The organism is Marinobacter sp. LV10R520-4, assembly GCF_002563815.1.
In the GTDB taxonomy this organism is placed as follows: Bacteria; Pseudomonadota; Gammaproteobacteria; order Pseudomonadales; family Oleiphilaceae; genus Marinobacter.
This window is the reverse complement of sequence record NZ_PDJM01000001.1, coordinates 641,161-655,366: the sequence shown is the minus strand read 5'-3', so window position 1 is coordinate 655,366 and position 14,206 is coordinate 641,161. Positions and strand designations below refer to the sequence as shown.

The following is a 14,206-nucleotide window of genomic DNA, read 5'->3' as shown; positions in this document are numbered from 1 at the left end:
TCGCGGCTAAACTGGGAAATAAGGGAAACAGACCTCATCAAGCAGGCGTTTTTCCATACGTGTAATTTTTTCGCTTTCTACCGATCATAATGACAATTATTGAGGTGTGTTTATGAAACGCCATGCTTTCTCCGCCGCATTTGCCGGCACCCTGCTGAGTGCTGCTATGTTTGCAACACCTGCGATGGCCCAAGATAAAGAGCAGTTCATTACCATCGGCACTGGCGGCCAGACCGGCGTGTACTACGTCGTCGGTCAGTCGATCTGTCGTTTGGTTAACCGTCTGGAAGATGCCAATATCAAGTGTAATGCGCCGTCTACAGGTGGTTCTGTTGCCAACATCAATGGCATCAAGTCCGGCGAACTAGATATGGGTGTGGCTCAGTCAGACGTGCAGTATCAGGCCTATAACGGTACCGGCAACTTTGAAGGCGACGCCTACACAGACCTGCGTGCCGTTTTCCGGGTTCACGGCGAGCCTTTGACTCTGCTGGCTCGCGCCGATTCTGGCATTACTACCCTGGATGACCTTGCGGGCAAGCGCGTCAACATCGGTAACCCTGGTTCTGGCCAGCGCAACACCATGCAAGTGGTGATGGACGCCAAAGGCTGGACCATGGATACCTTCTCTCTGGCGTCGCAGTTGGATGCCGCCGAGCAAGCTTCAGCGCTGTCCGATAACAACATCGATGCGATGGTTTATGTGGTTGGGCACCCCAACGGTTCCATCCAGGAAGCGACCACAACCGTTGATGCTCGCCTTATCCCGTTGAACGACGAAGATGTTAAAGGCATCGTCGCCGAGTATCCGTACTACTCCGCATCGGTGATCCCTGGTGGTCTGTACAAGGGCAATGACAAAGACGTTGAAACCTTCGGCGTTGCGGCAACTTTCGTGACCACCGCTGAGGCTGATGAGGAAGTTATCTACCAGACGGTCAAGGCGGTCTTCGATAACTTCGATCGCTTCAAGCGTTTGCATCCTGCCTTTGAAAACCTGGTTCCTCAGGAAATGGCTACCCAAGGTCTTTCAGCACCGCTGCATGATGGAGCTGCCCGTTACTATCGCGAGCAAGGCTGGATTGAGTGATTATGCTTTGACGGCTGTTTTTGATGGCTGTTATGACTGAGTGACCGATGCGCGGATGCTTACAGGTATCCGCGCATTGCGTTTGTGGTGCCGTTTCCAAGCGCAACAATAATATCAATAGCAACCTGACTGACGGCGGATAGGGCTGGGTATGACTGACGACAATACAAAACCTCGGGATTCGAGTGCCGATTTGGAGGACATGGTTGCCTCCACTGACTCGGGAGCCCGCAAACCAGCTGGCATGCCCGGTAAGCTATTGGTGAGCATTGCAGCGGCATGGTCGCTGTTCCAATTATGGATTGCTTCTCCGGTGCCCTTTATTCTGGGTTTCGGTGTGTTCAGTGCCACGGAATCCCGCTCTATTCACCTGGCCTTTGCGCTTTTTCTGGCATACATGGCCTATCCGGCACTCAAGTGTTCGCCCCGTGACCGAATCCCTAATCTGGATTGGGTGCTTGCTTCGGTGGCGGCCTTCTGCGGCGCTTACATGTTTATCTTCTACGAAGGTCTGTCTCAGCGCCCCGGCGCGCCGATATTGCAGGATGTGATAGTAGGCGTGGCAGGGATTCTGCTGCTGCTTGAGGCAACCCGCCGCGCGCTGGGTCCGCCGCTGATGATTGTGGCGTCGGTGTTTCTTATTTACAGTCTTGCTGGTCCCTGGATGCCCGGTATCCTCTCCCATGGAGGCGTTAGCCTGTTCGGGCTGATCAATCACCAGTGGTTGACCACCCAAGGTGTCTTTGGTATTGCGCTGGGGGTCTCGACCAGTTTTGTGTTCCTGTTCGTTCTGTTCGGCGCACTGCTCGACAAGGCCGGGGCAGGTAACTACTTTATCAAGGTGGCGTTCTCGCTGCTTGGCCACTACAAGGGCGGGCCGGCTAAGGCTGCCGTAGTGGCGTCTGCTATGACCGGGCTGATATCCGGTTCATCTATTGCCAACGTGGTCACCACGGGCACCTTTACTATTCCGATGATGAAACGCGTCGGCTTTTCCGCTGAAAAGGCCGGGGCTGTCGAGGTGGCGTCTTCGGTCAATGGCCAGATCATGCCGCCTGTCATGGGCGCGGCCGCGTTCCTGATGGTCGAGTATGTGGGCATTTCCTATGTCGATGTCATCAAGCATGCCTTCTTGCCTGCCTTGATCTCTTATATCGCACTGGTTTATATCGTTCACCTGGAGGCCCTGAAAGCTAATATGCAGGGCCTTGAAAGCAGCAATCCGCCTAAGCCTCTGGTGCGCAAGGTGATGGGCTTTCTCGGTGGGCTTCTGTTGATGATGGTGACGGCTATGGTCGTCTATTACGGCCTTGGCTGGCTCAAGCCGGTTCTCGGCGATGCCACTCCTTGGGTGGTCTCGGTTGGGCTGGCGGTGATTTATGTCGCTTTGCTTAAACTGGCAGCCGGCTACCCTGAACTGGAGTTGGATGACCCCAATGAGCCGATCTATTCCCTGCCGCAAACCAGGCCCACGGTGCTGGTTGGTTTGCAGTACATCTTACCGGTGGTTGTGCTGGTTTGGTGTTTGATGGTCGAGCGCCTGTCGCCGGGCTTGTCGGCTTTCTGGGCCACGGTGTTCATGGTGTTTATCATTCTTACCCAGCGCCCTATCACCTCAATCTTCCGCGGCCGTAGTAAAATGGGCGCCGATTTGCGCGAAGGCGCCATGGATTTATGGGTTGGCCTGGTCACCGGCGCCCGCAACATGATTGGTATCGGCATTGCCACGGCCACCGCTGGCGTCATCGTCGGGGCTGTGTCGCAGACCGGGGTCGGCTTGGTGCTGGCAGAGGTGGTTGAGATCCTGGCGATGGGGAACTTGCTGCTGATCTTGCTGCTTACGGCGGTGCTTAGTCTGATTCTTGGTATGGGTCTGCCCACTACGGCCAACTACATCGTGGTCTCTGCGCTGCTGGCGCCGGTTATTGTTCAGCTGGGGGCCGAGAACGGCCTGCTGGTGCCGTTGATTGCGGTGCATCTGTTCGTGTTCTACTTCGGCATTATGGCCGACGTGACGCCGCCGGTGGGGCTGGCGTCCTTTGCGGCGGCTGCGGTTTCCGGTGGCGACCCAATTCGGACCGGCTTCCAGGCCTTCTATTACAGCCTTCGTACCGCGGCTTTGCCGTTCCTGTTTATCTTCAATACCGACCTGTTGCTGATCGATGTAACCTTCTTTCAGGGGATTTTGATCTTTGTGGTGTCGACCATTGCCATGCTGATCTTCGCGGCGGCGACTCAGGGTTACATGATTACCCGCAGCCGCTGGTACGAATCCGCCGTGTTGTTGCTCATAGCGTTCACGCTGTTCCGGCCCGGGTTCTGGATGGACATGATTCACGATCCCTATGAGTCCATGCCACCTGCACAGTTCGTAGAGGCCATCGGCAGTGCCGATGAAGACTCTACCTTGCGCATACAGATCGCAGGTCTTGATGCGTTCGGCGACCCCATGACCACCTACATGACCGTGCCAGTGCCAGACGGCGATAGCGGGCAGGAGCGGCTGGATAATCTGGGCCTGGAGCTGTTGATCGAAGGCGATAAGGCAATTGTCGATATGGTGGCTTATGGCAGCCAGGCGTCGGATCTTGGCTTCGATTTTGACCAGGAAATCATTGAGGTACTGGCTCCTGTTGACCGCTGGACCAAGGAGCTGATGTGGATCCCCGCCTTCCTGGTTTTCGGGCTGGTCATACTGTTGCAGCGCCGGCGTCGTGACAAAACGGCGGCTACCGCCACTGCTTGAAGGAGATTGCCATGTACAGCAAGATCATGTTGCCACTGGACCTTAATGAAGAGGCGTCTTGGTCCAAAGCGTTCCCCACCGCTTTGACGCTATGTAGAAGTTTCGGCGCATCGTTGCATCTGGTTACGGTTCTGCCGGATTACAATATGCCGATAGTGGGGTCTTATTTTCCTAAAGACTTCGCAAAAAAGGCCCATAAGGCGATAGCCGAGGCTCAGCATGCCTTCATTAAAGCGAACGTGCCCGCGGATGTAAGGGCGCAAAGTGTCATTGTCGATGGCTCGCCCTGGGAGGCGATCATCAAGGTGGCAAAGCAACTTGATATCGATTTGATCGTTATGGCGTCCCATAACAAGCGTAAGTTCGCCGATTACGTGCTCGGCCCCAACGCCGAGCACGTGGTGCATCATGCCAAGATGTCGGTAATGATCGTGCGCTAAGCTTAAGCTGGGGCGTTTACGGCATGCGACGACTGTTTTCCTGCGCCCCTTTCGCACGAACAGCGGGACATTCCAGGCCGGAGTAAAACCGCTCGATGAAAAGCCAGGAGCTGCATCTGCTTTATGTGTTCGATGCGATCATGACCGAGCGTTCGGTCACTCGCGCGGCTGAAAGCCTGGCAATGACGCAACCGGCGGTATCCAACGCGATTTCGCGAATGCGGCAGGTTTGGAATGACCCGCTGTTCGTGCGAAAGGGTCGCAAAATAGAACCGACATCTTATGCGCTCAGCCTTTGGGACCGTATTCGGGGCCCAATCTATGACCTGTCAACCGCCGTCAGATCCACTAAGTTCGATCCCGCGCAGGCACGCCGGACTTTCCGGATTGCGGTCACGGATCTCACCGTAGAAATGATCTGGCGCCAACTGGCCGAAAAACTCGAGCGCGTGGCGCCAGGCGTTGACCTTCACGCTGTTCCTTTTACGCCGGAAGGAACCCACAGTGATTTACGCGAAGCCAACGTAGACCTCGCCATTGGACCAATCAGCCACCATGACAATAGCCTTAGAAGTATCTGGCTGTTCCAAGGGGGTTATCAGGTTGCAATGCGGGCCGACCATCCGCTGGCAGGTAAACAGCTCTCTATGGAAGATTTCATAGATGCGCGGCACTTGCTGGTGACGATGTCCGGCGAAGCTCACGGGCTTGTCGACAGCTATCTTGATCTAAAAGGGCTAAACCGGCGCATTGCGGTAACGGTAAATGAGTTTGTGGGTCGCGCTTTTGCCGTTTGACCTTGATCCCAGTAGTCTCTACCTGTTTTGGCACACTAGGCACGACCGCGATCCTGGCATTGTCTGGCTGCGAGAGTTGATCGAGAGCTCGATGAAAGAGCGTTACTCAAGCATCATGGACATGACTGACTAAATCATCATTTTCGATGATATTTTAAGTACAGAGTTAAGCCCAGCGGGTCGGGGGAAATACGTTTTACCGCCGAGCAGTTGGTAAAAAATACATCCCGACGGCTGAGTTCTTAAGCACAATGGCTACGCTACTTAGATTTTAGATGTGCGTTGGGCAGATGTGTGGTCAACGGCAACAATCTCGCCGCGAATTACGATGTGACCTCTGTATGGAGCGGGCGCTGCTGGCTGCTCGGTCTTCTGCTCGTCGGACTTCCGGTCTGCCAAGCTGGCAGAGGCTGGGAGGGCAAAAGCGACTAGGACTGCTACGAGTGCGGTTGCAGTAATTTTACGCATGGTTATTCTCCTAAGGATCATCGATTGGTGTGTCAGGGACTGGAAATCACGTGGGTGCTTTCGAATCCGATGAGAGCATTATCAGGATGAAGAGCTAGGTTGAATAATTGTTGTCTGATATTTCTGGTATCACTGTGAGTGATGAGTAAGACGATAGAACATAGCGTTGTCGAATAGCGTCAGCCTCAATCGGTTGGTTTACCGCCTGATCGCCAAGTGTTTGAATGCTTTCTCTTTTTGTCGTAAGAAGCAGGCTTTCAAGTGGCTGGGCGTCCATTTGCTCCGCAATACCCTGTGGTAAGGTGCGCCTATGATTACACTTGACCAAACGACAGCTCAGCGCATCGTAGACAGGGCAATGCAGGTTATTGGCCACTCGGTAAATGTGATGACGCCCGACGGCGTGATCATCGCTTCAGGTGATCCGCTACGAGTTGGTGAAATTCATCAGGGCGCACGGCATGTGGCTGTGCGAGGGGAGTCGCTGGCGGTTGATGCTCACAATGCCGAGCAATTCCCCGGGGTTCGCCATGGTGTTAACGTTCCTATTACGGTCGGTCATCAAGTCGTTGCTGTTGTTGGCATTTCCGGGGAACCGGCCAAAGTCTTGCCGTTTGCAGATTTGGTGAAGGTTACGGCAGAGCTCATGCTGGAACATACCGCTCTGCTGGAACTAGGCCAGCACCGTCGCCGGCAAATTGAGGATACGTTGTTAGCCCTGATTAATGGACGCACCGTACCGCAGGTTTGGTTGGAACGAGTCGGCTTCGATCAGGCTCAGCCACGCCTTGCATTGATCATAGAGCCTGTTCAGTTACCCGGTCCCGACGATTTTGTCATTTCGCTGACGCGACAGCTTGAGTTCAGCGACAAAAACTTGTTATTGGCCCAGGTAGCGCCCCAGCGACTTCTTGTTGTTGTGCCGGTAAAGGCGCCAGGTGCCTCGGAGCAGCGCTCAATAACAGAACAAGCGCTGACACGCTTGCAGCGTCATTTACCGTCAGCCACTCACATGTCGATTGTGGTCGCTGTTGGGCAGCACATGGAGGGCAACCTGCAGGGATGTTACGAATCTGCCCTGGCAACAATGACTCATGGCCGACGTGAGTCGCCACAAAATACAGTTCATTGTTATTCAAACAATCCAGTGACCATTTTATGGGAGAGCCTAAATCCTGGCTGGCAACAGCATGAACTGTTGCGCCCTTTGCAAGCGCTGCATGCTCATCCCCGCCATTCTCTGTATGTGCGAACCTTAAACGCATTTTTTGACGCCAATGGCGATGTACAACAATGTGCGTCGGCCTTGCACTTGCACCGCAATACCATTCGATACCGTTTGAAAAGCATTGAGCAGCTCACCGGTTTGTCTCCTTTCAAGCTCCCGGAACTTCTCCATTTGTATCTGGCATTGAGCGCAGGCAGCCTCTCCAAAAGCCATTGATTTGTCGGTTTGCACAAAAAAGAGCAAGTTTTGGCTCAATTTTCAGTATATTTGACTAAAGACGAATCTCCGCTCAGATTCTAGACTCAGTGATTGTACTGAGCTCCCTTCTTGGGAAAATAATAATTGAAGCGATGCCGGAGATTTTCTATGCACATGGTTTTCATTTTAATCGCTCTTATTGCGTTTATTGTGTTCGCAACGAGTAAATTGCGGCTCAATCCTTTCATCACACTTTTGCTGGCATCGTTCATCGCCGCTTTCGCATTTGGCCTGCCCCTCGACTCCATCGAATCAACGATTCGTGGGGGTTTTGGTAAAATTCTCGGCTATATCGGCCTGGTTATTGTTTTGGGTACCATCATTGGTGTGATTCTTGAGCGCACCGGTGCCGCTATTGTAATGGCTGAAACCATCATCAAATTTTTAGGGAAAAAGTTTCCCACCATGACGATGTCTATCGTCGGTTTTATTGTGTCTATTCCGGTATTTTGTGATTCCGGTTTCGTCATTCTCAACAGCCTGAAGCGCTCCATGGCAAGAACCCTTAGCGTATCCCCCGTAGCAATGACGGTTGCGCTTTCTACCGGTCTATTTGCAACCCATACCCTTGTACCGCCCACGCCTGGCCCGATTGCGGCAGCGGGCAACCTGGGGCTGGAAAACAACTTGGGGCTGGTTATCGGCGTCGGCCTTGTTTTTGCCATAATCGCGGCGACGGCGGGTTTGATTTGGGCCTATTTCTCACGAAATCTTCCCAGCACAGAGCTGGATCTGACAGAAGAAGCGTTTGAGGAAGGCAAAGAGCATTACGGCGAACTGCCTGGTCCATGGAAAGCCTTTGCCCCTATTTTTGTGCCTATTGTCCTTATTTGTTTAGGCTCAGTAGCCAGTTACCCAACCGCCCCGTTGGGTGATGGGTTTCTGCATGAAGCGCTGAACTTTCTTGGTAAGCCGCTGAATGCTCTGTTGATTGGCCTCGGGTTTGCCGTGCTGCTGATTCAAGGTGATGAGAAACTCAAAGGATTTGCCCGTCACACTGAAAAAGGTCTGGTTGTCTCGGCGCCGATTATTCTGATTACCGGTGCGGGTGGGGCATTCGGTGCTGTGCTTGCCGCTACACCGCTGGGTGATTTCCTTGGGCAGAACCTGTCTACATTGGGTCTGGGGGTTATCATGCCTTTCATTGTGGCCGCTGCGCTCAAATCGGCGCAAGGCTCTTCAACTGTCGCTCTGGTTACCGCTTCTGCGCTGGTTGCTCCGTTGTTGCCGCAGCTGGGATTGGACTCAGATATGGGCCGCGTTTTAACGGTTATGGCCGTTGGTGCGGGCGCAATGACTGTATCCCACGCCAACGACAGCTATTTTTGGGTGGTATCCCAGTTCAGTAAAATGGACGTTGCAACGGCGTATCGCTCACACACCGCGGCAACACTGTTTATGGGCCTGGTGACTATTACTTCCGTATGGCTGGTTTCCCTGGTAGCCCTATAAGGGGCATTAGGGATATTTAAACAATTACTGTTAAGGGCTGCAGCATGCGCGTACTTATTGCCCCTGATTCGTTTAAAGAGTGCCTGACGGCGGAAGCCGTCGCTGACGCCATTGCCGTCGGCTGGTTACGCGGTGCTCCAGATGATCAGGTTATTAAGATCCCACTGGCAGATGGTGGCGAAGGCACAACGGCCACTCTTGTGGGGGCTATGCAGGGCAGGTTGCTCCAGGCACGGGTAAGCGGCCCTTCCGGTGCTTTGGTTAACGCCAGTTACGGGCTGATAGATAACGGGAAAACCGCCATTGTTGAAGTTGCTGAGGCAAGCGGCCTGCACTGCGTGGCCGAGCCCGACCGTAATGCGATGACAGCGTCCAGTTATGGCACTGGTGAGCTCATTATGGCCGCTTTGAAACACCAGCCGAAGACTCTCATCGTTTGCTTGGGCGGCAGTGCCACCACCGATGGCGGCGCAGGTTTGCTACAAGCTATGGGCGCACAATTATTGGACTGTAAGGGTCAGTCCATAACTTCTGGCGGTGCGGGTTTAAAATACATCAGCCACTTTGATGTTACCGACGCGAAAGCAAGCCTGGCAGGCATAGACGTTGTGGTTGCCTGCGATGTAACTAACCCCTTGCTCGGCGACTTGGGCGCCGCAGCCGTATTCGGGCCACAAAAAGGTGCCTCGCCAGACGATGTCAAGCTGCTCGACGCCAACCTTAGCCACTTTGCTCGGTGTGTGGAGCAAAATGGTTACGACATAAGCAGCTTTGCGGGAAGTGGTGCAGCTGGCGGCATTGGGGGAACGGTTGCCGGGATTCTCGGTGGGCTTTTAAAGCCCGGTATCGAATTGGTGATGGCCGCCGTGGGTATGGAGGCGCAGATGAAGGCCGCCGACCTGGTGATTACGGCCGAAGGAGCGATCGATGGCCAAAGTGCTTCCGGTAAAACACCAACAGGCGTTGCCAAGCTGGCGCAACGCTATCAGGTACCTGTTATTGGCCTTGCCGGCATGCTGGGAGGCGATAATATGACGGCCATTCATGAGGCGGGTATTACGGCTGTCTTCTCGATTGCCCCAGGGCCAATCAGTAAAAACGACGCTATCGCACGTGCGGCACATTACCTTGAAAGCACCAGCGAGCAACTGGCTCGGCTTGTTTTAAGGCTGAAATAAAAAACCGAAACAGGCGCAGGTTGCAGTAATACCGGTAAAGCGGGTTTATGTTTCGTATTCTCCGTTCTTTACCAAAGGCTGTTGAGCGACTTTAATCAATAGTCGTCGATGCCGTACTTGGAGCCCTCGCGCCCAATGCCGGACTCTTTGACGTCACCAAAGGGAGCTACCTCGGTGGGAATTATCCCTTCGTTGATGCCCACCATTCCGTATTCCAGCGCTTCGGCGACCCGCCAGATACGGCCGATGTCCCGGGCGTAAAAGTAGGCGGCCAAACCGAATGGGGTGTCGTTGGCGGTTTTCACGGCCTCGGCCACCAGTCCCTTTACTTTGGCCACTGCTTTGGCGTTGATCAGGGGGCCGATGGTGACCGATGGTGCCGACTCTATTGTGAGCTTACGGCAGCATAGCGCAACTTCCTGCTGAGCTTCTGATTCAATGAATGCCTCAACCCTATCAGGAGGCAGTCATGATTCCACTAACCCCCGTCAACGATACCGTTCAGCTCCAGAGGCGGCTCGATTCGCTGGCCGCAGACTTCACGCGCTGGCGTGCGCAACGACCACACCAGCGTGCGGCCGTGCCTCAGTCACTGCGCGACAGGGCCGTCGCGCTGGCACTGGCATCCTCGCGGGTCTGTGTCAGCAAGGCGCTCGGCGTCAGCTACACCATGCTGAGTGCCTGGTCACCGAAACTGCAGGCGCAGGCCACGACACGTCGGCGTGGTACTTCACACCCATCGACTTCCACTGGCGCCGCAGCGCCAACTTTCGTGCCACTTGAACAGACTGTCGCCGATGCCGCCCTGCCAACCTTCACCCTCTCGACCTCATCAGGGCAACGGCTGACCATCGAAGGGGCCTGCAGTCCTGCTCAGGTGAGTGCGCTGGTACTGGCGCTCTGCGCCACGGCGGGCGCATGATCCTGCTGACCAGCTCGAGCCGCATCCTGCTGGCAGCGCAGCCGGCTGACTTTCGTCGCGGCATCGATGGCTTCGTGGCCCTGTGCCGTGATCAGCTCAGACAAGACCCCCGCGGTGATACCCGCTTCGTCTTCACCAACAAAAGCCGCACCATGGTCCGCGTGCTCTGCTATGACGGCAGCGGGTTCTGGCTCATGACCAAACGCCTCTCGCAAGGCCGCTTTACCCGCTGGCCGGCCGCAGGCAGTGCGCTGACCGTGCTGGAGGCGGCGCAGCTGCGGCAGTGGCTGCGTGGCCCTGTCGAGAAATTATCTTGAAAACGTTCGAAAACTCAGTAGGCTATGCCAACACCTTCAAACAGACTCACAACAGGAACAGATCATGACTGCCAGTGCCACAACACTGACCGAAGCGCAGGTAGAAGCGCTGACCACGCGCGTGCAGCATGCGCTGGATCATGATCTGGCCCTACCACCCGAAGATGTCAGGCTGCTGCTCGATGCGCTGATGACGCTGGCGAAGCTGCAGGCTGGCATCAAGTCCAAGAGAGTCGGCCTGCACAAGCTGCGGAAGCTGGCAGGCCTGGTCGATGCTTCAGAAAAGCTCAGCAGTCTGCTGGGCACCGCCACTGGGAAGAGCGGATCACGCAAAGCCTCATCACGCAGTCCGGCCATCTCGGCCGAACCACCGGCTGTCGAGGCGGTGCCACCGACGGTCGAACATCATGCGCTCGAAGACGTCAGCAAGGGCGACGACTGCCCTGAATGCGAGACCGGCAAGCTCTACAAGTACGATCCGGCCAGCTTCGTCCGCATTGAGAGTCAGCCACCGTTCAATGCCGTGCAGCACGTGGCCGAGCGCCTGCGCTGCAACGCCTGCGGTGTCTTCATCACGGCCACACTGCCAGACTCTGTTCTGCAGGACGGCGGGCGAGGCCAGAAGTACGGCTACGGCGCCAGAGCCCTGATGGCCATGAACAAGTACTTCGCCGGCCACCCGTTTTACCGTCAGGGCACCCTGAATCAGCTCCTGGGCGTGCCAATGACAGCCTCGACGATCTTCGATCAGTGCGAGCATCTGGCCAATGATCTCAAGCCGGTGCATGACACCCTGCTCAAGCTGGCCGCCGACGCCTGGCTGTATCATATCGACGATACCGGGAACCGGATACTGGATCAGAAGCCGGTCATGAAACGCAGTCGCCATGACGGCCGTGAGCGACTACGCTCCGGCATTCATACCTCCGGTATGATTGCCGAGCAAGGTGACGGTCCGCCCCTGGTGCTGTACCAGACATCGCTCAGCCATGCCGGTGAATTACTGGACGATGTCCTGCGCCTGCGCAGTGACGGCAGCCCGCCGCCGCTGGTGATGAGTGATGCGCTCTCATCCAACCATGTCAGCCGCACCCCGCTGCGCATCGCCCTGTGCAATGCACACGGCCGGCGCAACTTTGCGGATCTGGTGGTGCACTTTCCTGAAGAGGCGGAGGCGGTACTGACGCGTTACCAGCTGATCTGGCAACACGACACTGAAGCGACTGAGCAGCAGATGACGGCCGCGCAGCGGCTGGCCCATCACCGCAAGCACTCACTTCCGGTGATGGAAGACATCCGCCGCTATGGTGCAGACCGGCTGGCTGCGAACGCGGCTGAAGCCAACAGCAGCTTTGGCCAGGCGGTCAACTACTTCAACAAGCACTTCAACGGACTCAGCGCGTTCTGCCGCCAGGAGGGGGCACCGCTCGACAACAATCGCATGGAGCGTGGTCTCAAGCTGCCGATCCGCAATCGCAAGAACGCCATGTTCTTCAAGAGCGCCGCCGGTGCGGCCATCGCCGATGTGATCACCTCAGTGATTGCAACCTGTGCCGCAGCCGGGATCAATCCGCTGACCTATCTGCGCAGCGTCCAGCGTCATGCCAGCGAAGCCAGGCAAAGCCCGCAGAGCTGGTTGCCGTGGACCTATCAAAGCCATAGCAGTCAAGACGTCAAGGCCGCCTGAGCACGCCCTCCAGACAGGTCTAGCACAAGCGTAGCGCGAAGTTGCGCTATGCTGCCGTAAGGTCACGATCGGTGTTGGTATCTTTTACTTTATTATTTCATACCCCTTATCGTCATATGGTCGGTATGTTGAGAGGAAAATGGCAATATGATTAGTATCCAGAATGTCCATAAATCCTTTGGCGATCTTGAAGTTCTGAAAGGCGTTAGCCTGGATGTCCAAAAAGGCGAAGTTCTCAGCATTATCGGGGTTCCGGTAGCGGTAAGTCGACTTTTTTGTATTGTATCAATGCCATCGAGGGTATTCACAAAGGTAAAATCTTTGTAGATGAGGTTGATGTTCATAGCAAAGAGACCAACAAAGATAAGCTGCGCCAAAAATTGGGCATGGTGTTTCAGCAATGGAACTCTTTTCCGCACATGACCGTGCTGGAAAACGCGGCCTTGGCACCGAGAATTGTCAAAAAAATGAGCAAGGCAGAAGCGATTGAAGTCGCCAAAAAGGAACTCGTGCATGTGGGTCTGGGTGACAAGTTTGACGTTTACCCTACAAAAATGTCTGGCGGCCAACAGCAGCGCCTGGCGATTGCCCGCGCCCTTGCCATGAAGCCCGATTACATGCTCTTTGATGAGGTTACATCCGCCCTTGATGCGAGGTTCTGGATACGTTGCGGCTTTTGGCGGATGAGGGAATGACCATGATCTGCGTAACACATGAAATGAGTTTCGCGCGTGATGTGTCTGATCGCGTGGCTTACTTTCATGAAGGCGTTATTGCCGAGCTTGGCGAGGCCAGACAGGTTATTACCGATCCGCAAAACCCGTTAACTCAGAAATTCCTGTCAAAAGTACGCTGATACGATAATGCTGATTTGAATCTGTAAGGGGTCGAGTGAAAACTCGACCCCTTTTTTTGTTTTCCTGTTAAAGGAGTGGTGGTGCGCTTAAGAGTTCTTGTCCGGTTTCGGCTCGGGAGGTGGAGTCACGCTTTCAGGGCTACCCTCAAAACCGCTCCTAAGTGAGTGGGTTTGCGGGTCATAGTTGTCCCGAAGTTCGTCTTTTACTGTGCCGCTCCAGAGTGGTGTCCCAATAAAGTAACCGGCACGCCCGATAACATGAGCTGCAATCGGCGAGGTAATCAGGATGAACACGACGATGGCGAATGCCCGTGCCAATACGACGCCGTCGGCAAAGAAAAACGCCACTCCAGCCATGGTGAACATGGCTCCCATGGCCCCCGCCTTGGTGGATGCATGCATGCGTGTGGGCAAATCCGGTAAACGAACGATGCCAACGGCCGCCAGCAACATGAAGCCGGCGCCGGCCAGTAGCAGTATGGATACGATGATATCCGTCATTCTTGCGTCCCCCGTTCCAGAAACCGCGCAAAGCCGATGGCAGCAAGAAACGCAGTCAGGGCGATAACAATCGCGACGTCCAGCAGGCTTGAAATACCGGTGTCAATCGCATGAACTCCCACAAAGCCCACCACGATCGATGCAATCAGTTCCAAAGCCACCACTCTGTCCGGAAGAGACGGGCCCCGCGTCAGGCGAATGAACGCAAGCAAGAGCGCCAGGGAAAGCAGAAAATAAACAATATTGATGACAAACGGGATCACGTT

Annotated in this window: 11 protein-coding genes and 3 pseudogenes; 11 read left to right on the top strand and 3 right to left on the bottom strand. The window is 55.1% G+C overall.

Annotated elements, in window-relative coordinates:
• Nucleotides 1-112 precede the first annotated feature (112 nt).
• From ATG98_RS03125 to ATG98_RS03090, 7 genes and pseudogenes are all read left to right on the top strand, one after another.
• Nucleotides 113-1,090, top strand: coding sequence for a TAXI family TRAP transporter solute-binding subunit (locus tag ATG98_RS03125; protein WP_098419459.1), 978 nt, complete (start codon nt 113-115; stop codon nt 1,088-1,090).
• A 151-nt stretch (nt 1,091-1,241) separates the two neighbouring features.
• The gene (locus ATG98_RS03120; RefSeq protein ID WP_098422116.1) at nt 1,242-3,836 is read left to right on the top strand and encodes a TRAP transporter permease; all 2,595 of its coding nucleotides are present in this window, start codon (nt 1,242-1,244) and stop codon (nt 3,834-3,836) included.
• Nucleotides 3,837-3,847: 11 nt separating this feature from the next.
• The gene (locus ATG98_RS03115; RefSeq protein ID WP_098419457.1) at nt 3,848-4,276 is read left to right on the top strand and encodes a universal stress protein; all 429 of its coding nucleotides are present in this window, start codon (nt 3,848-3,850) and stop codon (nt 4,274-4,276) included.
• A gap of 95 nt (nt 4,277-4,371) precedes the next feature.
• A pseudogene (locus ATG98_RS03110) lies at nt 4,372-5,206 on the top strand (LysR family transcriptional regulator).
• 645 nt (nt 5,207-5,851) lie between these two features.
• Nucleotides 5,852-6,985 carry a sugar diacid recognition domain-containing protein gene (locus ATG98_RS03100; RefSeq protein ID WP_098419455.1) on the top strand — a complete coding sequence of 378 codons (1,134 nt, stop codon included), beginning with the start codon at nt 5,852-5,854 and terminating at the stop codon, nt 6,983-6,985.
• 150 nt (nt 6,986-7,135) lie between these two features.
• Nucleotides 7,136-8,479 (top strand): GntP family permease, encoded by a 1,344-nt coding sequence (locus ATG98_RS03095; RefSeq protein WP_098422114.1) that lies wholly within the window; start codon nt 7,136-7,138, stop codon nt 8,477-8,479.
• 44 nt (nt 8,480-8,523) lie between these two features.
• Entirely contained in the window at nt 8,524-9,657 is a 1,134-nt protein-coding gene (locus ATG98_RS03090; protein WP_098419454.1) for a glycerate kinase, read from the top strand.
• Nucleotides 9,658-9,752: 95 nt separating this feature from the next.
• Here ATG98_RS03090 and ATG98_RS03085 read toward each other — a convergent pair.
• Nucleotides 9,753-9,971 (bottom strand): annotated as a pseudogene (locus ATG98_RS03085) (aldehyde dehydrogenase family protein); the annotation flags it as partial.
• A gap of 155 nt (nt 9,972-10,126) precedes the next feature.
• On the opposite strand from ATG98_RS03085, the gene ATG98_RS03080 reads away from it, so the two are divergent.
• From ATG98_RS03080 to ATG98_RS03065, 4 genes and pseudogenes are all read left to right on the top strand, one after another.
• A complete protein-coding gene (locus ATG98_RS03080) occupies nt 10,127-10,579 on the top strand; it encodes a hypothetical protein (RefSeq protein WP_098422113.1) in 453 nt (150 codons plus the stop codon).
• On the top strand, nt 10,576-10,896 hold the full coding sequence (gene tnpB, locus ATG98_RS03075) for an IS66 family insertion sequence element accessory protein TnpB (protein WP_018405611.1): 321 nt from the start codon (nt 10,576-10,578) through the stop codon (nt 10,894-10,896). Before ATG98_RS03080 ends, tnpB begins: the two co-directional genes overlap by 4 nt.
• Nucleotides 10,871-12,583, top strand: coding sequence for an IS66 family transposase (gene tnpC / locus ATG98_RS03070; protein ID WP_218925828.1), 1,713 nt, complete (start codon nt 10,871-10,873; stop codon nt 12,581-12,583). Before tnpB ends, tnpC begins: the two co-directional genes overlap by 26 nt.
• 147 nt (nt 12,584-12,730) lie before the next feature.
• Nucleotides 12,731-13,439, top strand: a pseudogene (locus ATG98_RS03065) (amino acid ABC transporter ATP-binding protein).
• A gap of 87 nt (nt 13,440-13,526) precedes the next feature.
• On the opposite strand, the gene mnhG reads toward ATG98_RS03065, so the two are convergent.
• Both mnhG and ATG98_RS03055 read right to left on the bottom strand, forming a co-directional pair.
• On the bottom strand, nt 13,527-13,940 hold the full coding sequence (gene mnhG, locus ATG98_RS03060) for a monovalent cation/H(+) antiporter subunit G (protein WP_098419451.1): 414 nt from the start codon (nt 13,938-13,940) through the stop codon (nt 13,527-13,529).
• Nucleotides 13,937-14,203, bottom strand: a complete 267-nt coding sequence (locus ATG98_RS03055; RefSeq protein ID WP_007350768.1) for a monovalent cation/H+ antiporter complex subunit F — start codon at nt 14,201-14,203, stop codon at nt 13,937-13,939. The genes mnhG and ATG98_RS03055 overlap by 4 nt, the downstream gene beginning before the upstream one ends.
• Nucleotides 14,204-14,206: the final 3 nt, after the last annotated feature.